Annotated in this window: 17 protein-coding genes; 5 read left to right on the forward strand and 12 right to left on the reverse strand. The window is 38.1% G+C overall.

All coding sequences use genetic code 11. From position 1 onward, the window contains the following. Position 1 precedes the first annotated feature (1 nt). From PZ898_RS00365 to PZ898_RS00420, 12 genes are all read right to left on the reverse strand, one after another. A complete protein-coding gene (locus PZ898_RS00365) occupies positions 2-2,212 on the reverse strand; it encodes a RelA/SpoT family protein (RefSeq protein ID WP_062670724.1) in 2,211 nt (736 codons plus the stop codon). A gap of 109 nt (positions 2,213-2,321) precedes the next feature. Further along, the gene (locus PZ898_RS00370) at positions 2,322-2,687 is read right to left on the reverse strand and encodes a hypothetical protein (protein ID WP_277694493.1); all 366 of its coding nucleotides are present in this window, start codon (positions 2,685-2,687) and stop codon (positions 2,322-2,324) included. A gap of 257 nt (positions 2,688-2,944) precedes the next feature. Beyond that, positions 2,945-4,852: an acetate--CoA ligase gene (gene acs / locus PZ898_RS00375; RefSeq protein ID WP_062670720.1), complete on the reverse strand. Its 1,908-nt coding sequence runs from the start codon at positions 4,850-4,852 to the stop codon at positions 2,945-2,947. 61 nt (positions 4,853-4,913) lie between these two features. After that, a complete protein-coding gene (locus PZ898_RS00380) occupies positions 4,914-6,800 on the reverse strand; it encodes an AMP-binding protein (RefSeq protein ID WP_277694494.1) in 1,887 nt (628 codons plus the stop codon). A 69-nt stretch (positions 6,801-6,869) separates the two neighbouring features. Then, positions 6,870-7,229, reverse strand: coding sequence for a response regulator (locus tag PZ898_RS00385; RefSeq protein WP_062670716.1), 360 nt, complete (start codon positions 7,227-7,229; stop codon positions 6,870-6,872). A gap of 9 nt (positions 7,230-7,238) precedes the next feature. Continuing rightward, positions 7,239-9,944 carry an ATP-binding protein gene (locus PZ898_RS00390; protein WP_202843850.1) on the reverse strand — a complete coding sequence of 902 codons (2,706 nt, stop codon included), beginning with the start codon at positions 9,942-9,944 and terminating at the stop codon, positions 7,239-7,241. After that, on the reverse strand, positions 9,934-10,128 hold the full coding sequence (locus PZ898_RS00395; protein WP_062670711.1) for a hypothetical protein: 195 nt from the start codon (positions 10,126-10,128) through the stop codon (positions 9,934-9,936). The genes PZ898_RS00390 and PZ898_RS00395 overlap by 11 nt, the downstream gene beginning before the upstream one ends. Before the next feature lie 2 nt (positions 10,129-10,130). Next, complete coding sequence (locus tag PZ898_RS00400; protein ID WP_277694495.1) at positions 10,131-10,589, reverse strand: GNAT family N-acetyltransferase; 459 nt, start codon at positions 10,587-10,589, stop codon at positions 10,131-10,133. A 64-nt stretch (positions 10,590-10,653) separates the two neighbouring features. Beyond that, a complete protein-coding gene (locus PZ898_RS00405; protein WP_062670707.1) occupies positions 10,654-10,881 on the reverse strand; it encodes a DUF6814 family protein in 228 nt (75 codons plus the stop codon). Between the two features lie 43 nt (positions 10,882-10,924). Beyond that, positions 10,925-12,505, reverse strand: a complete 1,581-nt coding sequence (locus PZ898_RS00410; RefSeq protein WP_277694496.1) for an MFS transporter — start codon at positions 12,503-12,505, stop codon at positions 10,925-10,927. A 66-nt stretch (positions 12,506-12,571) separates the two neighbouring features. Beyond that, positions 12,572-13,951, reverse strand: coding sequence for a porin (locus tag PZ898_RS00415; protein ID WP_277694497.1), 1,380 nt, complete (start codon positions 13,949-13,951; stop codon positions 12,572-12,574). Between the two features lie 271 nt (positions 13,952-14,222). Beyond that, complete coding sequence (locus PZ898_RS00420; RefSeq protein WP_062670701.1) at positions 14,223-14,639, reverse strand: helix-turn-helix domain-containing protein; 417 nt, start codon at positions 14,637-14,639, stop codon at positions 14,223-14,225. A gap of 160 nt (positions 14,640-14,799) precedes the next feature. On the opposite strand from PZ898_RS00420, the gene PZ898_RS00425 reads away from it, so the two are divergent. The 5 genes from PZ898_RS00425 to PZ898_RS00445 all read left to right on the forward strand — a co-directional run bounded on the left by PZ898_RS00425 (position 14,800) and on the right by PZ898_RS00445 (position 19,920). Then, entirely contained in the window at positions 14,800-15,465 is a 666-nt protein-coding gene (locus PZ898_RS00425) for a GNAT family N-acetyltransferase (RefSeq protein WP_062670699.1), read from the forward strand. Next, positions 15,437-16,633: an argininosuccinate synthase gene (argG, locus tag PZ898_RS00430; RefSeq protein ID WP_123277955.1), complete on the forward strand. Its 1,197-nt coding sequence runs from the start codon at positions 15,437-15,439 to the stop codon at positions 16,631-16,633. Before PZ898_RS00425 ends, argG begins: the two co-directional genes overlap by 29 nt. A 52-nt stretch (positions 16,634-16,685) precedes the next feature. Then, a complete protein-coding gene (gene argC / locus PZ898_RS00435) occupies positions 16,686-17,651 on the forward strand; it encodes an N-acetyl-gamma-glutamyl-phosphate reductase (RefSeq protein WP_277694498.1) in 966 nt (321 codons plus the stop codon). Between the two features lie 84 nt (positions 17,652-17,735). Then, a complete protein-coding gene (locus PZ898_RS00440) occupies positions 17,736-18,875 on the forward strand; it encodes an aspartate aminotransferase family protein (RefSeq protein ID WP_277694499.1) in 1,140 nt (379 codons plus the stop codon). Positions 18,876-18,960: 85 nt separating this feature from the next. Continuing rightward, on the forward strand, positions 18,961-19,920 hold the full coding sequence (locus tag PZ898_RS00445; protein WP_277694500.1) for an N-acetylornithine carbamoyltransferase: 960 nt from the start codon (positions 18,961-18,963) through the stop codon (positions 19,918-19,920). Positions 19,921-19,968: the final 48 nt, after the last annotated feature.

Below are 19,968 nucleotides of genomic sequence, written 5' to 3' on the forward strand. Positions count from 1 at the left end.
TTTACGATTGTACTCGTCTCACTCTGGAAACACCATTAATATTTTTAAGTTTTTTAAAGGTCTCTTCTAACTGACCTTTATTTTTGACTTCGAGGTTGATATTTCCTGTGAAAACACCATTGTTGGATTCAATAGACATACTTTTCATATCCATCCCCATACTTCCACTGATGACAGTGGTGATATCATTAATCATACCCATTCTGTCAAGTCCTTCAATTTCAATTTTTACTCTGTTTTTGAAGCTTTCTGCATTCACCCACTTGGCCGGAATAACACGATAATCGTACTGAGCTCTCAGATTGATGGCATTCGGGCAGTTGTCACTATGCACTTTGATTCCGTCTGAAATCGTGATGAATCCGAAAATTTTGTCTCCCGGAATTACGGTACAGCATTTTGCATACGTATAGTTAAGCTTCTCTTCGTCCTTCCCAAAGACAATCATGTCAAGGTTTTCCTCTTTCAGATCCTCGAAATGCTGACTTTTATTAGGCGATTTTCTGAATCTTGAAAGTAAATTGTTGAATACGTTTTTACTTTCTATATATTTTCTCAGGCTGCTTACATCCAGTTCATTACTTTGGAATTTAAGGAAGAGCTCCTGAGATGATTTTAAATTAAAGAACTTTTGCAGTTTATTAATTTCTTCATCATTAAAATTAATTTTCGCATGACGAAGTTTTCTCTGCAGAATTTCTTTTCCTTCTTCCACCAATTGGTTTTTCTGAGAGTTCAGATAACTTTTAATCTTAGATTTGGCTTTCGATGTTACTACGAATTCCAGCCAGTCAGATTTAGGCTTCTGATTCTGTGACGAAAGAATATCTACCTGATCTCCGTTTTGAAGGATGTAGGAAATAGGAACCAGTTTTCCATTGATCTTGGCACCTAAGCATTTCATTCCCAGATCGGAGTGAACAGAGAAGGCAAAATCCAGAGCGGTAGCATTGGTCGGAAGGATTTTAATTTCTCCTTTTGGCGTAAAGACAAATACTTCTTTGGAATATAAGTTAAGCTTAATGTTATCCAGAAGCTCCGAGGTGGAAAGATTCTGCTGCTGTTCCAGTACTTCACGGATCTCGGTTACCCATTTTTCAAAATTTCTGTCATCAGAACTCTGTTTGTAACCTTCTTTGTATTTATAGTGTGCAGCAACTCCTTTCTCAGCAATTTCATCCATTCTTTCCGAACGGATCTGTACTTCAATCCACTTTTTATCAGGGCCTAAAACCGTTAAATGTAAACTTTCATATCCTGTAGAACGGGGCTGGGTAATCCAGTCACGCATTCTGGAAGGGTTACTGTGGTATACATCCGTAACGATAGAGTAGATCTTCCACGCCAGAAATTTTTCATTTTTTGCATCCGATTTATAAATAATTCTGATCGCATAGTTATCAAAAACCTCTTCAAAGGAAACTCCCTGTTTCAGCATTTTTCTGTAGATGGAAGAAATAGCTTTCGCGCGGCCTTTGATTTTAAAGTTTAAGCCTTCTTCATGAAGTCTTTCAGATACTTCTTTTTTAAATTCTTCAATATACCTTTCACGGCTTTCCTTGGCCAGTTCCAACTTCTCCGTGATCTCGTTATAGACTTCGGGATTATTATACTTTAAAGAAAGATCTTCCAGCTCGGATTTGATATTATACAATCCAAGACGGTGAGCCATTGGAGCATAGATGTAAACCGTTTCCGAAGCAATTTTTTTCTGCTTGTCCGGAGCCATGCTTTCCAGAGTCCTCATATTATGGAGACGGTCTGCAATTTTAATCAGAATCACCCTGAAATCCTCAGATAATGTCAGTAAGAGTTTTCTGTAGTTTTCAGACTGTACAGAGATATTCTGATGGTTCATGATGGAAATTTTCGTCAGTCCATTCACGATATTTGCAATCTTCTCACCAAAGATTTTTTTCAGATCTTCGTAGGTATAATCAGAATCTTCAATCACATCGTGCAGAAGTGCACAGGCAATAGAAGTAGCACCCAGACCAATCTCTGTTGCTACAATTTTAGCAACAGCAATAGGGTGGTAGATGTAAGGTTCTCCGGATTTTCTCCTTTGATCCTTGTGGGCATCCAGCGCGATATCGAATGCCTTTCGGATGAGCTTATTATTTTCCTCATCCAATGTTCTGTATGTATTAGAGATCAGGTCCTTATATCTGGCAAGGATCTCTTTATTCTCTTGTTCTAAATCGTAGCTCATTTGTGCACATGCCTATAATTAGACGAAAATACGAAATTTTTTAGTTTTTTCAAACATAAAAGATCCGCAGTATACACTACGGATCTTCGGCTATTAGATTTTATATCGATTAGAATTTGACTTCAGAATTCATACCGTCACTAGATGTTTTGATTTTAATATCAGGGCTGCTGTGGATTTCAGCTCTGTTTCTTGCATCAATATACCTTTTGATGGTATCGTAATTGGTTTCATTGATGTTCATATTTTCAAATAAGTAGGATTTCAATGCTGCATTCTGAACAAATGCATTCCGTGCAAGGTCAATCTGAGTAAGATCATTAACGGTAACACTTGCCAAATATTGGGAACTACCGGAACCATCATTAAGGTATACAATGTAATCTGAAGTTCCGAATCCTAAATTTTCCAGATCACTTTCCAGTTTTTTGTAGTCGCTGTGATGACCAAATACTCCAGCTAATATATGTGACATAGTTAATTGGTTTTAAAGTTCCCATTAAAGTTAGTAATAATTTTCTGATTATCATTGCATTTGAGTCAATATAATTTGTTAATTAATATTTGGTTTTCAATAGATATAGGTAATATTTAAGAATAATTATTGAACGGGTGTTTAATTTTAACAATTGGATAATATTCGTTTCCATCTCCTGATAATTTCCTTGTTCTAAAATAAAAAGCCCTGAAAATAACTTCCAGGGCTTCTATTGGTTAAAAAATTGATGAAATTTAAATTCTTTCGTTTTTGATTTCCTCTACAATTTCAGGATTTAAAAGCGTACTGATGTCTCCGAAATTACTGAAGTCACCTTCGGCAATTTTTCTCAGAATTCTACGCATGATCTTTCCGGAACGGGTTTTCGGAAGCCCGGAAACAAACTGTATCTTATCCAGTTTCGCAATGGGTCCGATCTGATCTGAAATTAACTGATTGATCTCCTTTTTAAGATTTTCTTTATCACGTCCTTCTCCGGTTTCTTTAAGCATTACATAGCCATACAGCGCATTTCCTTTGATGTCATGAGGGTAACCTACAATGGCGGATTCTGCAACAGCCGGATGCTGGTTGATGCTGTCTTCAATAGGTGCTGTTCCAAGATTATGCCCTGAAACGATAATTACATCATCTACACGCCCGGTAATTCTGTAATAGCCCACTTCATCCCTCAAAGCTCCGTCTCCTGTAAAATATTTTCCAGGGAAAGCTGTAAAATAAGTTTCTTTATATCTCTGATGGTCACCCCAGATGGTTCTTGCGATTCCGGGCCATGGAAAACGGATACAAAGATTTCCTGTCACCTGATTTCCTGTGATTTCATTGCGCTTATCATCCATCAGAACAGGTTGTACACCTGGTAAAGGAAGGGTAGCATAAGTAGGCTTTGTAGGCGTTACAAAAGGAAGCGGTGAAATCATGATTCCTCCTGTTTCCGTTTGCCACCATGTATCTACAATCGGACATTTTTTCTTCCCAACATGGTCATTGAACCAGTGCCATGCTTCATCATTGATAGGTTCACCTACTGAGCCAATGACCTTCAGAGAACTTAGATCATGTTTGTCTACCCATTCCGTACTTTCTTTTGCTAAGGAACGGATTGCAGTAGGTGCCGTATAAAACTGAGTGATCTTGTGTTTTTCAATCACTTCCCAGAAGCGGTCCGGTTCCGGATAAGTAGGAACTCCTTCAAAGATCACTGTAGTAGCACCGTTCAACAGCGGCCCGTAAAGAATATAGGAGTGTCCTGTGATCCATCCGATATCTGCCGTACACCAGTAAATATCATTTTCTTTATAGTTGAATACATTTTTAAAAGTATATGCGGTGTACACCATATACCCGGCGCAGGTGTGCAGCATTCCTTTTGGTTTTCCTGTAGATCCGGAAGTATATAGAATAAAAAGAGGATCTTCAGAATCCATAATGACAGTAACGAAATCAGGAGAAGCTTTTTCATACAGATCGGCCATCCAGTAATCTCTTCCTTCTTTCATTTTAATTTCGTTGTGAGTTCTTTTTACAACAAGAACTTTCTCCACGGTCGGCGTTTTTTCCAGCGCATCATCTACAATGCTTTTCAGATCCAGAACTTTATTACCTCTGTAGCTTCCGTCCGATGTGATAACCATTTTGGCTTCACAGTCGTTGACCCTTGAAGCCACTGCTGAAGCTGAGAATCCTGCAAAAATAACAGAATGAACAGCTCCCAGTTTTGCACAGGCAAGCATCGTAACAGCCAATTCAGGAATCATAGGAAGATAAATGCAGACCCTGTCTCCTTTTTCAATACCCATATCACGCAAAACATTGGCAGTTTTATTCACCCGGGTGTATAATTCGTTGTAAGAAATATGCTGTGCTTCTTCCTTAGGATCGTTGGGTTCCCAGATGATTGCTGTTTTTTCCCCTCTTATGGTAAGATGTCTGTCTAGACAGTTTTTGGTAATATTGAGTTTCGCATTTTTAAACCAGGTGATCTTCGCTTCATTCATGTCGTACTTAACAACCTTGCTCCATCTCTGATACCACACGAAGTTTTGATCTGCAACTTTATCCCAGAATTTTTTAGGATTTTTGATAGACTTCTTATAGTCTTCAAAATATTGTGGTAAATCTTCTATTAAGTAATTTCTCATATCCCTTTCGTTTTTTGAAATTTGAATTTATTATATTTTAAATTTATGTTTAATTTCCCGTTTAAGCTCTATAAACCTGGATTTTTTCCTGGATTTCCTCAATGATTTTTTCATCATCAATAGTGGATGGAATCTGAAAATCTTTACCGTCCAGCAGTGTCCGGATCAGCTTTCTTAAAATTTTTCCGGATCTCGTCTTGGGTAAACGTTTGACAACCATTACGTTTTTTAAAAAAGCAACTGCTCCGATTTTGTTGCGAACCATCTGAACGATATCTTTTTCAATATCTTCTTCAGAAATCGCCGAGCCGTTTTTCAAAACCACTGTGGCAAAAGGAACCTGTCCTTTTAAATCATCATCAATACCTACAACGGCACATTCGGCAACATCAGGATGTGAGGAAACAATTTCTTCCATTTCAGAGGTCGAAAGCCTGTGTCCTGCTACATTAATCACATCATCCACTCTTCCTGTAATGAAAATATAGCCGTCTTCATCCTGAATAGCACCGTCTCCCGAAAAATAATACCCTTTATACTGAGACAGGTAACTGCTTTCAAAACGGGCGTAGTCTTTCCATATTCCAAGCATGGCGCCAGGTGGGAGGGGAAGTTTGATCACCAGATAACCTTCATGATGAGGATTGAGTTCGTAACCGTTTTCATCAAATATTTTAATATCATATCCCGGAACAGGCTTTCCTGCAGATGCTCTTTTGATCTGATAATTTTCATCATGAGTCAACAGCCCCAGCATTGGCCAGCCGGATTCTGTCTGCCACCAATGATCTATTGCAGGAACACCAATATGTTCTGCAAACCAGTCCAAAGTGGCAACATCGCATCTTTCACCAGCGAGAAACTGTTTTTTAAAATGGGTTAGATCGTATTTTTTTACCAGTTCTCCGTTCGGATCTTCTTTTTTAATAGCTCTGATAGCAGTAGGGGCCGTAAACATTACCGAAACTTTATATTCTGAGATAATTCTCCAGAAAGTTCCTGCATCAGGAGTCATGATGGGTTTTCCTTCAAAAATAACAGTCGTGTTTCTATTGATTAAGGGTCCGTACACAGAAAAACTATGGCCAACCGCCCATCCGAAGTCTGAAGCAGCCCAATAGGTTTCTCCCGGTTCTACACCATAGATATAAGTCATTGAGAATTGTAATGCAGTGGCATAACCTCCTGTGTCACGAACGATCCCTTTAGGCTTTCCGGTAGTTCCTGAGGTGTAAAGCAGGTAAAGCGGATGAGTGGATTCTACAGAAACGCAGTCCGCAGGAGCTGATTTTTCTACCAGTTCTTCATAATCAATAAGACCTTCAAACATTTCATCCTGATTATCTACTAATTTTCTGTTGTATACAACAATATTGTCTACTTTGTCCTGAGCCAGCTCAATTGCTTTTTCTACCAGTGGCAGATAAGGGATTCTCTTTGCAATTTCGACACCGGCCGTGGCTGTGATTAAAACTTTCGGTTTGCAGTCATCAATTCTGACAACAAGCTCATGAGGAGCAAAGCCTCCGAAAACCACATTGTGAATCACCCCGATTCTTGCGCATGCCAGCATGGCAAAAAGTGTCTGCGGAATCATAGGCATATAAATAACGGCTGTGTCTCCTTTTTTTAACCCTAAAGAAACCAATCCTCCTGCCAGTTTTGCTATTTCCTCTTTTGCCTGATGAAATGTGTAGGTTTTCTTCTGATGGGTTACAGGAGAATCATAAACGATTGCCACCTGATCACCAAAACCGTCTTCAATGTGTCTGTCAATGCATAAGTAACACATATTGAGCTTTCCGTCAGAAAACCATTGTGGGTAATCGTTCTCACCATTGGAAAGAATCTGCTGCGGAAATTCAAACCATTGTATTTTCCCGGCCTGTTCCTTCCAGAAGCCTTCTTTGTTTTCTATGCTTTGTTTAAATAAGGTATCTGTATTCATATCAATATCAAGGTCAATAGTTGTGTTTAGTGTCTGTATGTCATTGCGAGCCGCAGGCGAAGCAATCTCTTAGAACATCTCCTCAATTTGTTGCATCAGTTTTTTTATTGAATAAGGTTTGGTTACATAGGCATCTGCACCCATTTCCAATCCTCTTTCAATATCTCTTGGGTTATTTTTAGCACTTAGAAAGATCACTTTGGTGTCTTTCAGTTTTTCATCCTGTTTAATAAGATCCAGGGTGCTGTAGCCATCAAGATTCGGCATCATGATATCTAGAAGAATCACATCCGGAACCATGGTTTTCAGAAAGTCAAGGACTTCCATTCCGTCACGGGCAATATAAACATCATATCCGTTTTTCTTAAAACTGTATTCCAACGACATCAATATTTTGTGTTCGTCATCCGCAATGATTATCTTTCTCATAAGAAGGTTTTAATGGTGTTCAACTTCATCTGTAATCTCTTTTTTAGTTTTTTTGGGAATGTTGATGGTGAAAGTTACGCCCAGCCCGCTGTTTTCTGCTTTTATACTTCCTCCGTGTGCCTCTACAATTTTTTTGGAAATGGCCAATCCCAGTCCGCTTCCTGTAGGCTTTAATATGTTTTGGTTTTTCGATTGATAAAATTTATCAAAAATCATTTCCAGATCCTCCTCCGGAATATGCTTTCCGGTATTGAAGATGGTAATGATCAGCTGCTGATCTTTTTCAAACAATTTGGTCTGAATGGTGCCATGTTCTTCCGTAAATTTTAAAGCGTTTCCCCAGATATTCTGAAACAGCTGAATCATTCTTGCCTCATCATATTCAAATATAGACTGATTCAGGAGATTAACTTCACTCAAATGAATATTTTTCTGCTGTATCAGGTGAAGAAGCGGGCTCAATGCCTTTTTATACGTGTCAACAATATTGTTTTCCTGAATATGCAGAGAGATTTCACCATGCTGCAATTTATCCAGATAAAGAATATCATTGATGATTTCGCTTAATCTGTCGGATTCTGTGATGATGTTGTTTAAAAACTCCTGTTTGATGTCAAAAGGAATATCATCGTCATCCGCTAGAATTTCTCCTGCTGAACGGATGGCCGTAATCGGAGTTCTTAGCTCGTGAGCGACAGAATCCAGAAAATCGTCTTTTTGGCGGTCTTTAATAATCAGACTTTCATTGGCAGTCCTCAGATCATTAGACAGTTTCTGAAGTTCTGCAGACTGTTCGGTAAGCTTTTTATTTAAGCTGATATTTTCTTGTGATTCTTCGAGAATATTTAAAACTTCTTTTAAAGATATTTTATCTTCCTTGGTTACTCCTTCAATCAATATTTTTGCGGAAGCTGTACCGATTCTTCCGGCCAAAAGGTTTTCTGAGAATTTGATAAACCTTGAATCGGCTGTCTCAGTATTGGAGTCGATGTTATATTTTAAATTAAAAATCCTTAAGGCCTGTTCCGTTTTATTCTTACCTAAGAAACGTTCCAGAATGTTCTGAATATCAGAAATATAGGCTGTTCCTCGCCAGATAAAAGCATTTTCGTGATTCTGAATGTACTTATCGATGTCTACGTAAAGCTCAGCAAAGTTTCTTTCGCGGTAATTTCCTTTTGAACTTACGGAAACAATTGTAAACAGGCTTGTATTGACCAGCATCGACCAGAAAAAGATCTGTGGAATTCTTCCTAAATAAGGAATGGTAAAAAAACCGAAAGCATTATACATATCCCTCAAGACCCCTTTAAATTCCTGATTGTACGAAAAATAATACTGGGGAATAATCAGTCCGAAATAGCAGATTACCAATCCGGCTAAAAGTCCTGTAACAGCACCTTTATAGCTTCCTCTTCTCCAGAATAAAGCTCCGAAAAATGCAGGTGCCAGCTGTGCAATCACGACAAATGAGATTAATCCTACCGAATCCAGGGAAGTTTTCAAAATGAAATACTTGTAGAAGGCAAAAGCCATAATGATCAATGCGAAAATACTGAACTTCCTGATATTGGTGATGATTCTTGTATTTTGCTCCTCGCTTTCAGATTTTAATTTTCCCAGCAATCCGTATGGAATGATGAGATTGTTGGAAAGCATGATGGATAAAGTAATGGCAGAGATAATGATCATGGAAATACATGAGCTCAATCCTCCAAGAAAGACGAATACTGTGATCAAAGTATTGTCGAAATGCTGTGGAATCAGGATAGAGTAGAACTCAGGATTTACTTTCTGTCCGTCAAAAATTAATCTTCCTCCCCAGGCAATCGGGAAAATAAATACAGTAAAGATTAGAAGGTAAAGCGGAAAAAACCAAATAGCTGTTCTGATGTGCTTTTCCTGCCTGTTTTCAACAATAGCAGTGTGGAACTGTCTTGGGAGAATGCAGATCGCTGTTGCGGAAATCATGCAGAGAACCATCCAGTTCAGGGCACCTTCAATTCCGTTGAAGGTGTTTTTTTCTTTAAAATCTTCAAATTTACTGGCTTTCTCATAAATATCTGAGAAACCATCAAAAACATAATAAATGACAAAAAATCCGAGAATAATAATGAAAAACAGCTTTAAAAAACTTTCCAGAGCAATGGCGGAGATAATTCCAAGCCGTTTTTCTGAAGCATCCACATATCGTGTTCCATAATAAGAAGAAAATAAAGCGATTAAAATTACCACGAAAGTTGCATTATCAGTCAGGATATCTTTTGACATCGGAGTTTCAGTTACCAGATGGAAGGTTTCAGAAATGGCTTTAATCTGCAGCCCGATATAAGGAACTATCGCCAGAAGGCAGACTATCGTGATAATGGCACTCAGGCTTCTGCTGTTCCCGTATCTCAATGAAATGAAATCGGCCAGGCTGCTTATTTTGTTGACCCTTGAAATTCTTACAATCCGGGTATTGATATAGATCCATGCCGGAATAATCATAATAGGTCCAATGTAAATTGGCAAATAGTTTAATCCGCTTGTCGCTGCCACACCGATACTTCCATAATACGTCCAGGCAGTACAATATACAGCAAGAGATAAAGCATAGATGTATGGATTATTGATCCAAAGCTTGCTTCTTTTCTTCTCTGCCAGGTAGGCAACTAAGAAAAGGAGAGCCAGATAAAAGAGAACGACAAAAAATAATGCGAAACTACTCATCATGTCTTTTTACAATTACAAAAGAAATCACAATGGAAATCATCCAGACTACGAACAGGTAAATAAGGATCATAGGATAGCCCAAAACTTCCCTGTCACTATTGAAAAGCAGTGAAATAGGAATGCTGAAGGCAATCATAAGCCCTACGCTCAGTATGATAAGTTTTTGTTCGTGTCTTTTTTTCATAATTATTTTATTTCCTTACTGAAGCATATCGCTTCTTCACGTCCGATGTAAATTCCATAATTTTCAATGACCTTATATTCGTTTTTCAGATAAAACTTTACGGCATTGTCATTTTTTTTACGGGTTTCCAGATAGATGTATTTATAGTCGAATTGTTTTGCGGCTTTTTCTAACGCCGAGAGAATCTTTCCGCCTAGGCCTATGTTTTTTTCCAGGGAGAACATGCGTTTAATTTCACATACTTCTGGTGAAAGGGGGCGAAAACCTCCACAGGCTATGGGTTTTTCATCACTTACAGCAATGAGGAACAAAGCTTTCTCCTGAGAAAAGTCATCAAGGTTTGCACTTTTGCTTCCACTCTCACCAGAGATTGTAATAAGAGAAGTATTTAATCTGTGGATGAGGTCAATAACGCTCTTATCCTGAGAAGGACGGGGAATTGCTTTAATCTTGATATCCATTTTTTTATAATTGATAACAGATCATTGATGAATGCCGCATTCATCAATGATCTGTTTTTTGCTTTTAAATTTTATCGTCAGAATATTCTCCTTTTAAGGCGTAATAACCGAAAACTGCCATTCCGCCCGAGATAATGGGCATCAGTACAAAAAGAATGATGATGCCAAAAACCAGATCTTCCTGTTTTCCGGAAGTTATTTTCGGGATTCCCAGTACGGTAATTCCGAAGTAACCCACAATTACTGCTATTGCGATCCAGAGAATGCCTAATATTTTTTTTAGTCCGTTCATTTTAGTAGTTTTAAAATTAATAAAAATTTGAGTGATTCAGTACCTAATCGTGAAGATTATTGTTCTTATTTTTAAGATAAAATAATCCGATGATCAAACATACGGCAGCGACTCCAATCGGGTACCAGAGTCCTTCCAGATACCATGTTGCATGTCCTGCTTCTTTTCCTGTAGTCACCAGATAAGTAGCTACCGCTGGAAGAAGTCCTCCAAATACCCCGTTTCCAATATGATAAGGTAATGACATTGAGGTGTAACGGATTCTCACAGGGAACATTTCAACAAGGAAGGCAGCGATAGGTCCGTAAACCATCGTTACAAAGATCACCTGGATGAAAACAAGGAATACCAGGTACCATTTGGTGTTGTCACTTAATTTTAAACTTTGAGAAACTTTGGCTTCCTCCGGTTTTCCGTCTTTCATAGCAACTCCTGATGGAGACCAATGAAGTACGCTGTCTTTTTTAATTAAAGTTCCGTCTGTATAAAGTGTTTCTTTGTGAAAAGTCACCAGGCTGTCTGTCGCAATATCATTGTGGATTTTAGCCGTTCTTTTTTCTGTAATTCCATTGGCTGCAATCGTTTTGTTTTCGAGGTTTACACTTTTAAACATGCTGTCGTAAATAGGTCTGTACGCTAAAATAGCAATCATCATTCCGGTCATCATCACTGCTTTTCTGCCGATTTTGTCAGAAAGCCATCCAAAGAATACAAAGAAGGGTGTTCCTAAAAATAAAGCCGTAGCCATCAATGAATCTACCTGCGCCGATTCTACATTCATGACCTTTTGAAGGAAACTCATCGCATAGAATTGTCCTGTATACCAGATTACACCTTGCCCCATCGCAGCCCCGAATAAAGCCAATAGTACAAATTTGAAATTGTATTTGTTTCCGAAACTTTCCTTTAAAGGGTTTTTGGACGTTTTTCCCTCGCTTTTGGCTTTCGCAAAAAGGGGAGATTCTTTCATGTTCTTTCTGATAATGTAAGATACAGCAACCATCAGAATAGAAATCCAGAATGGAACTCTCCATCCCCACGTATCGAATTCTTCTGCAGAAAGAGTGGTCTTGGTGATCAGAATAACAATTAATGAAATGAAAAGTCCGGCTGTTGCTGTAGTCTGGATCCAGGAGGTCCAGTATCCGCGGCGATGAGGTTGTGCGTATTCTGCGACATACGTGGCAGCACCTCCGTATTCACCTCCTAAAGCAAGCCCCTGAAGTAATCTTAAAATTAAAACCAAAACCGGCGCCAGAAATCCAATGGTTTCATAACTTGGAATACATCCGATCAGGAAAGTGGAAAATCCCATAATCAGTAACGTAACCAGGAAAGTATATTTTCTTCCGATAAGATCTCCCAGTCTCCCGAAAAATAATGCCCCGAAAGGTCTTACTACAAATCCGGCAGCAAAAGTAGCCAGGGTAGATAAAAATGCGGCAGTAGGATTATCCGCAGGGAAAAATTTGGTCGCTAAAACAACAGCCAGACTTCCAAAGATATAGAAGTCATACCATTCTATCAATGTTCCGAGAGATGAGGCAGTGATCACACTCCAGATGGTGCGGTTTTTCTGCCTGTCGGTCATATTTTCGTAGCTTTCGTGATGATTTTCGCTCATATTGATTAGTTTTTGATGTTAGTGGAATAGGATGTTAATTATAATTTTTTTTGAACCATTAAAACCTTACAGGTAGATCTGAAACTGTACAATAAATTCTCCTTTAGAAGAAGGACTTTCCCTAGGATTTGTATAAACAGGCCTTGTGGAATACTGTGTCGTTATTTTTGCGTGATGTCCGTCTATAAACCAATTGGCTCCGACATCGAACTGAGATGAAGATTTATCAAAAGCCTCAAAACTTTTACGAGTATAAGCAGCAAAAGGCTGTATTCTGATTTTTGGCTTTTCTGCCTGACTCGGTAATAGTAAACCTGCCTGGGCGTAGATAATATTACCTGTTCCAATGGTTGGCTGTAGGTTTCCTGGTCCTGCAATGGCTTTATTCCCTATAAAATTAGGATCAGAGGCGCCAATATTCATGGTTCCCAGATTTCTTACATAGTTCGGTCCGAAATTGTAATTATAATATCCGGCATAGGCAGAAAGGGCCATTTTATTTTTTGCCTTACCCAAAGGAATATCTGCAAACGCATCTACAGCAAAAAGGGTAATATCATGTTTTTCAATGTTTGAATTGACAGAAGTTCTTGTTCCGTCAGCCTGATTATAAAAACCGGCACCTATATTGAAGACTTTCTTTGTTCCCAGGTAAGATCCCACTTTAAAAGGAAGTGTGTTGGATTCTTCATCAAGAAACTGATATTCAACATATCCTGCTTTTGAAAAACTGGGATTTCCGTTATTATCAACAGCGACTGCTTTTGAAGGATCTGTTACATTCACAGGAACAAGATCTGTGGCGAAAGGTTTATTTAAACTGAAACGATATTCCAGTTTTCCATACTTTCCTTTGGCAAACATTCCGAGCTGTCTTGCAAACTGATCTGAATTATCAATCAAAGGCCATGAGAAAACAGGAGAATCTAATGTAAGGAAGTTAAGCGTCGAAGCCATGGTCATACGGGAAAGTCCCATATAGTAGTGTAGTCCGGCCCCTAAAGTTAAACTGAATTTTCCCGCTTCTCCAGGTAAAATAACTGCATATTCGTTCCAGGCATCATGAAAGAACAGCTGGGTTTTCTTTCCGTTTCCATAACCTCCTGTTCCTGAGGTGCCTGAAGCGCCGCCATTGATGAAAGTCTGATTATTAATTCCGAAATGGAGCAGGATCATATATCTCTTAGAGATCTGTGCGTATGTTAATGCACGTAACCTTCTGTTTCCCAGACTCCATGAGTTGTCAGCAGGTTCACCGCCTACCATGGTTCCGGGGTTCATAGATGTATTTCTTACCCAAAACTGGTCCCATAAAATAAATCTGACGAATTTATCCCCGTTTTGGTTGAGGTTAAGTTTTAAGCCACTGCCATAATCAGGAGAGCCTTGTGAATATAAGGAACTGCTGATTAAAGCTAATCCAATGAATGTAAGTAATTTCTTCATAAATTATCAATTTTTGGCGTTGTTTTTTGTGAATGCCAAATTGTAATTAATAATTTATTTATGAAAATTTAATATATATTAGTGGTAATAGTATAGTTAGTATTTAGTAGAATTTGATTTTCGTGATGCGGGGTTCGAGGTTTGGGGTTTAAGATTTTAAAATTATAATTTTTTAAATATTTGATATACAGTTTTTTTGTAAGAGTATTTTCACCTCGGTTTTAAAACTTCATGACTCGCATCCCGCGAAACCCACATCCCGAAACCCGCGCTACTTTTTAAACCGTTCCCACTTAATCAGCATATATTTATCGGCAAATTGTGTGATGATAATTCCGGAGTTTTTAATATTCTCTTCCTGAGCGATATACTCAATCAGTTCGCTTTGCTTTAGTATCTTATAAACAGGATGGAATTCAGAATGGGGCGGCCTTGTGATATTGTATTTTTTAATCCATGAGCTTATGGTAACATGGGAAACACCGATAATTCTTTCAATTTCACGATAACTTAAGCCTTCCAGATAAAGCTGAAGAGCTTTGGTTACATAGTAATCATCTATTTGCTTTCCCAGTTTTTTAACGGTAAAATAATAGTTGCAGTCTTTGCAGTGGAAGCGTTGTTTATTGTTGATGATACCGCTTTTTACTACTTTGATACTCTTGCATTTAGGACAGGTGTTTTCCATAACTATATTATTTTAGCAAATATATAATAAATTAGCAAATGTACATTTTTGTGTAAAGATAATTTTACCTGCTTAAAATTTTAAAACAAAAAAAATATCTTTTTAATTTGGATTTAAAAGAAATTATATTTTAAATTTGCCAAAAAAATTAGATAAATAAATGGAAATAGAAATTTCCTCATGCGAACATCTAATGTATGTGAGTGAAATACAGCAGGAAATGTACGATTCTGCACAGCGCAGAGGAACGGGTATCGCAAAACGTTCTATAGAATATTTGAGTAAAAAGATTTCAGAAGGCAATGCTGTGGTAGCCACTGAAAACGGAGAGTGGGTAGGTTTCTGTTATATAGAGACCTGGTCACATGGGAAGTTTGTGGCTAATTCGGGGCTGATTGTGTCACCGAAATTCAGGAACGGGGGAGTAGCGACTCAGATCAAGCAGAAAGTTTTCCAGTTATCTAGAGATAAATATCCGGATGCGAAAGTGTTTGGATTAACAACCGGTTTGGCAGTAATGAAAATAAATAGTGATTTGGGATATAAACCCGTGATCTATTCTGAACTGACTCAGGATGAAGAATTCTGGAACGGCTGCAAAAATTGTGTAAACTATGAAATTTTAATGATGAAGGAACGTAAAAACTGTCTTTGTACAGCCATGTTATTTGTTCCGGAAAACGATAAAAAAAAAGAGGAGGTAGTGAATAATCTGCCTGAAAATAAATATGATGGAATGATTCAGAAAGATTTTGATGAATTCCATGTGACCATTAATAAAAATAAAAAGAGTCCAGATGAAAAAGAAAGTCATCTTAGCGTTTAGCGGAGGTTTAGATACTTCCTACTGTGCTAAATATCTTAGTGAAACACTAGGGTATGATGTGTATGCCGTTACTGTAAACACCGGAGGTTTTTCAAAAGAAGAAGAAAAAGAGTTGGAAAGAAAAGCCTTAAACCTTGGAGTAAAAGAGTACAGGTGCGTAGACGCTCAGGAAGATTACTATAATTCATGTGTGAAATATTTGATTTTCGGGAATGTATTGAAAAATAATACATATCCTCTATCGGTAAGTGCTGAACGTACTATTCAGGCGCAGGAGATTGCAAAATATGCCATTGAAGTACAGGCAGATGCCATTGCTCACGGAAGTACAGGAGCAGGGAACGATCAGGTTCGTTTTGACTTGATTTTCCAGGTGATGTGTCCAAATATTGAAATTATTACTCCAATTCGTGATATGGCTTTGTCCCGTGAAGAAGAAATTGAGTTTTTGAAAGAACACGGTTATGAAATGGAATTTCAAAAAGCTCAATATTCTGTCAATAAAGGACTTTGGGGAACTTCAGTAGGCGGTAAAGAAACACTGACATCCAGAAATTACCTGCCGGAAGAAGCTTTTCCATCCCAGATTAAAGAAACTCAGCCTTCAGAGCTGGAGATCGAGTTTAAAAACGGAGAAGTGGTAGGAGTCAATGGAGAAAGCTTTGAACATTCAGTATATGCCATTCAAAAAATAGAAGAACTGGCTTCAGCATATGGAATTGGTCGTGATATTCACGTAGGGGATACCATTGTTGGGATTAAAGGACGAGTAGGATTTGAAGCGGCAGCAGCATCGGTGATTATCAAAGCGCATCATTTATTGGAAAAACATACGCTTTCAAAATATCAGCAAATGATGAAGTCGCAGTTATCCGACTGGTATGGAAACTGGCTTCATGAAGCACTTTTCTTAGACCCTGTCATGAGAAATATTGAGTCGTTCTTGGTAGATTCTCAGAAAACAGTAACCGGGAAAGTATTTGTAACCCTTCATCCTTACAGATTTATTCTTAACGGAATTGAATCTGATCATGATCTGATGTCCGACAAATTCGGAAGCTATGGAGAAGCGAACAGAGCATGGACGGGAGAAGATGTAAAAGGATATACGAAGATTGTAAGCAATTCTTTAAATATATACCACCAGATTAACCAAAATATCAACTAGTTCCGCAAGGACGATGTAATGAAAGGCAGAACAAAATGCTGTCAGAATTAAAATGAAGAAAACAGTAGGAATTATTGGTGCCAACGGTTATACAGGAAGTGAGCTGATACGCTTACTGGCTTTTCATCCCCATGTAACATTGAGTTTTTTATATAGTCGTTCGAATTCGGGAACACGTATTTCGGATCTGTACCCGGATTTAACGACGGTTTGTGAAATGGTTTTGACGGATAAGCCTGAAGACGTGGATGTTCTTTTTCTATGTCTTCCTCATAAAGAAAGTCAAAACTGGTTAACGCAGAACCCTGTCAAGGATGAAACGCTGGTGATTGATCTTGGAAACGATTTCCGCTTAGAAGGAAATTTCGGAAACAGAAATTTTATCTACGGATTGCCGGAAATTAATAAAAAACAACTAGTGAGTGTTAAAAGTATTGCGAACCCGGGATGTTTTGCTACGGCCATTCAATTGGCTTTGCTGCCATTGGCAAAGAAAGGAGTGTTAAATGAAGTTTTTACTACAGGAATTACAGGTTCTACAGGAGCCGGGCAGTCTCTGCAGGCAACGACTCATTTTACCTGGAGAAATGATAATGTTTCAGCCTATAAAACATTAACTCATCAACATGTGGATGAGATTTTGCAGCAGCTGATTGCATTCAATAATAAAGAAGTAAACCTGAACTTTGTTCCTTGGAGAGGAGATTTTGCAAGAGGGATTTTTACAAGTTCCACCATGAAGACGGAGCTGGAGTTGGAGGAAATAGAACATTTGTATCAGGATTTTTATGCAGAGGAGCCTTTTGTTACAGTAAGCAGGAAGGCAGTGGATTTAAAGCAGGTTGTCAATACCAATCGCTGTGTGATTCAAATCGAAAAGAGTGGAAATGTTGTCGTTATTCACTCAGCGATTGACAATTTGTTAAAAGGTGCTTCGGGGCAGGCCGTACAGAATATGAATCTGGCTATGAACTGGGAAGAAAATGCAGGATTAAACCTGAAACCGATAGCATTCTAATATAGAAAGTAGATGGATGTATGGGAACTCGAAACCCGAATCCCGCATCATTCATTATTTATCAATTATCATTTATAAAAAGACATGAATTTATTCAACGTATATCCATTATTCAACATAAATCCGGTAAAAGCTCAGGGGTCCTTTCTTTGGGACGATAAGGGAGAACAATATCTTGATTTTTACGGAGGTCATGCTGTGATTTCTATCGGGCACAACCATCCACACTATCAGAATAAGCTGAAAGATCAGCTTGAAAAAATTTCTTTCTATTCCAATTCTGTTCAGAATGAATTACAGACTGAACTGGCAGAAAAATTAGGAAAGCTTTCAGGATATGAAGATTATAACCTTTTCTTATGCAATTCTGGAGCAGAAGCCAATGAAAATGCATTGAAGCTGGCTTCATTTCATAACGGAAAAAGCAAAGTGCTTTACTTTTCAGGCTCATTTCACGGCAGAACTTCTGCAGCGGTTTCAGTGACTGATAATTCGAAAATTGTAGCTCCGGTTAATTTTTCCGATAGATTTATCAAATCAGAATGGAATGATATACAAGAGCTTGAAGAAACCTTTGAAAAATTTGGAAATGAAATTTCATCCGTAATCATCGAAGGAATTCAGGGAGTAGGAGGAATTATGATTCCAACACCGGAATTTTTATCTAAAATCAAAGAATTATGTGAAAAATATGATACTGTTCTTATTTTGGATGAAGTGCAGTCCGGGTATGGGAGAAGCGGATATTTCTTTGCCCATCAGGAATTTGGTGTAGAGGCAGATATTATTACAACGGCCAAAGGAATGGGAAATGGTTTCCCTGTGGGCGGAGTTTTAATCCATCCTAAATTCGAGGCAAGCAATGGTTTACTTGGAACTACATTTGGAGGAAATCATCTGGCTTGTGCAGCTTCAATTGCTGTGCTGGATGTCATGAAAGATGAAAATCTTCTTGAAAATGCACAACAGATGGGTGAGTATATTGAAAATGAAATTAAAGATTTACCACATATTAAATCTATCCGAAGGAAAGGATTGATGATCGGAATAGAACTCGACAGAGACTGTTCAGAAGTAAGGAAAGAATTACTGTTCGATCATCATATTTTCACTGGAAACTCTAATGATAAAAGTGTTTTAAGGATTCTTCCGGCACTGAATATCAAAAAAGAGGAAACAGATCTTTTCATCAGTGCCCTGAAGGGGGTATTGGAAAATATCTAAGGGATTTAAAAACAAAATCTTTAAAATTAATTTAAAATGAAATGGATATTCCATTTGTCCATTGAAAAAAAATAGAAAATACCAAATGAAAAAATTTACCTCTGTAAGTGATGTAGAAAACTTACAGGAAATCATAAAAAAAGCTTTACAGATAAAAGCAGACCCCCTTACTGAAACACAAAAAGGAAAGGGAAAAACAATCGGACTTGTATTTTTAAACTCAAGTTTGAGAACCCGTCTGAGCAGTCAGATTGCAGCTCAAAATTTAGGTTTAAATGTGTTGACGTTAAATGCAGCACAGGAAGCCTGGAATCTTGAATTTGCTGACGGAGCGGTGATGAACGGCGACACTGTAGAACATATCAAAGATGCTATCGAAGTGTTAAATCAATATTGTGATATCATTGCGGTACGTTGTTTTGCAGGGATGAAGAGCAAAGAAGATGATGTGAATGAAAGCATCCTGAGCCAGTTTGAAAAGCATGCAAAAGTACCTGTTATTTCTCTGGAATCAGCTACCCGCCATCCACTACAAAGTTTAGCAGACTGCATCACTATTACAGAAAATTGGAAAAAAGACCATAAACCAAAAGTGGTATTGACCTGGGCACCGCATATCAAACCTATTGCTCATGCCGTTGGAAATTCTTTCGCAGAATGGATGCAGGAAATGGATGTGGACCTGGTAATTGCTAATCCCGAAGGGTATGATTTAGATAAAAACTTCACAAAAGATGTGAAAGTAATCCATGATCAGGATGAAGCATTGAAAGATGCAGACTTTATCTATGTGAAAAACTGGTCTTCTTTTGATGATTACGCAGCAATGCCTGAAGTAAAGGGTGAGTGGATGCTTACGAATGAAAAACTAGCGCATACCAATGATGCAAAAGTAATGCACTGTCTACCGGTTCGTCGTAATGTGGAACTGAGTGATGAAGTGATGGATGGAGATCATTCTATCATTTATCAGCAGGCAAAAAACCGTATATTCTCCGCACAGGCTGTGTTCAGTGAAATTTTAGATGAATTGAAAGCCCAATAATAATCCTTGTCAAGGTTCAAAACGTTGACAAGGATAGAAAAAAGAAAA

This window comes from Chryseobacterium sp. WX, assembly GCF_029542485.1.
Lineage (GTDB): Bacteria > Bacteroidota > Bacteroidia > Flavobacteriales > Weeksellaceae > Chryseobacterium > Chryseobacterium cucumeris.

What these genes read in the sequence shown, in the direction of transcription:
- PZ898_RS00390 (WP_202843850.1), bottom strand. Translation starts at nt 9,944, where the DNA reads ATGATGAGTAGTTTCGCATTATTTTTTGTCGTTCTCTTTTATCTGGCT.
- PZ898_RS00365 (WP_062670724.1), bottom strand. Translation starts at nt 2,212, where the DNA reads ATGAGCTACGATTTAGAACAAGAGAATAAAGAGATCCTTGCCAGATAT.
- PZ898_RS00420 (WP_062670701.1), bottom strand. Translation starts at nt 14,639, where the DNA reads ATGGAAAACACCTGTCCTAAATGCAAGAGTATCAAAGTAGTAAAAAGC.
- PZ898_RS00445 (WP_277694500.1), top strand. Translation starts at nt 18,961, where the DNA reads ATGAAAAAATTTACCTCTGTAAGTGATGTAGAAAACTTACAGGAAATC.
- PZ898_RS00405 (WP_062670707.1), bottom strand. Translation starts at nt 10,881, where the DNA reads ATGAACGGACTAAAAAAAATATTAGGCATTCTCTGGATCGCAATAGCA.
- argC (WP_277694498.1), top strand. Translation starts at nt 16,686, where the DNA reads ATGAAGAAAACAGTAGGAATTATTGGTGCCAACGGTTATACAGGAAGT.
- PZ898_RS00400 (WP_277694495.1), bottom strand. Translation starts at nt 10,589, where the DNA reads ATGGATATCAAGATTAAAGCAATTCCCCGTCCTTCTCAGGATAAGAGC.
- PZ898_RS00425 (WP_062670699.1), top strand. Translation starts at nt 14,800, where the DNA reads ATGGAAATAGAAATTTCCTCATGCGAACATCTAATGTATGTGAGTGAA.
- argG (WP_123277955.1), top strand. Translation starts at nt 15,437, where the DNA reads ATGAAAAAGAAAGTCATCTTAGCGTTTAGCGGAGGTTTAGATACTTCC.
- PZ898_RS00385 (WP_062670716.1), bottom strand. Translation starts at nt 7,229, where the DNA reads ATGAGAAAGATAATCATTGCGGATGACGAACACAAAATATTGATGTCG.
- PZ898_RS00370 (WP_277694493.1), bottom strand. Translation starts at nt 2,687, where the DNA reads ATGTCACATATATTAGCTGGAGTATTTGGTCATCACAGCGACTACAAA.
- PZ898_RS00410 (WP_277694496.1), bottom strand. Translation starts at nt 12,505, where the DNA reads ATGAGCGAAAATCATCACGAAAGCTACGAAAATATGACCGACAGGCAG.
- PZ898_RS00395 (WP_062670711.1), bottom strand. Translation starts at nt 10,128, where the DNA reads ATGAAAAAAAGACACGAACAAAAACTTATCATACTGAGCGTAGGGCTT.
- PZ898_RS00415 (WP_277694497.1), bottom strand. Translation starts at nt 13,951, where the DNA reads ATGAAGAAATTACTTACATTCATTGGATTAGCTTTAATCAGCAGTTCC.
- acs (WP_062670720.1), bottom strand. Translation starts at nt 4,852, where the DNA reads ATGAGAAATTACTTAATAGAAGATTTACCACAATATTTTGAAGACTAT.
- PZ898_RS00380 (WP_277694494.1), bottom strand. Translation starts at nt 6,800, where the DNA reads ATGAATACAGATACCTTATTTAAACAAAGCATAGAAAACAAAGAAGGC.
- PZ898_RS00440 (WP_277694499.1), top strand. Translation starts at nt 17,736, where the DNA reads ATGAATTTATTCAACGTATATCCATTATTCAACATAAATCCGGTAAAA.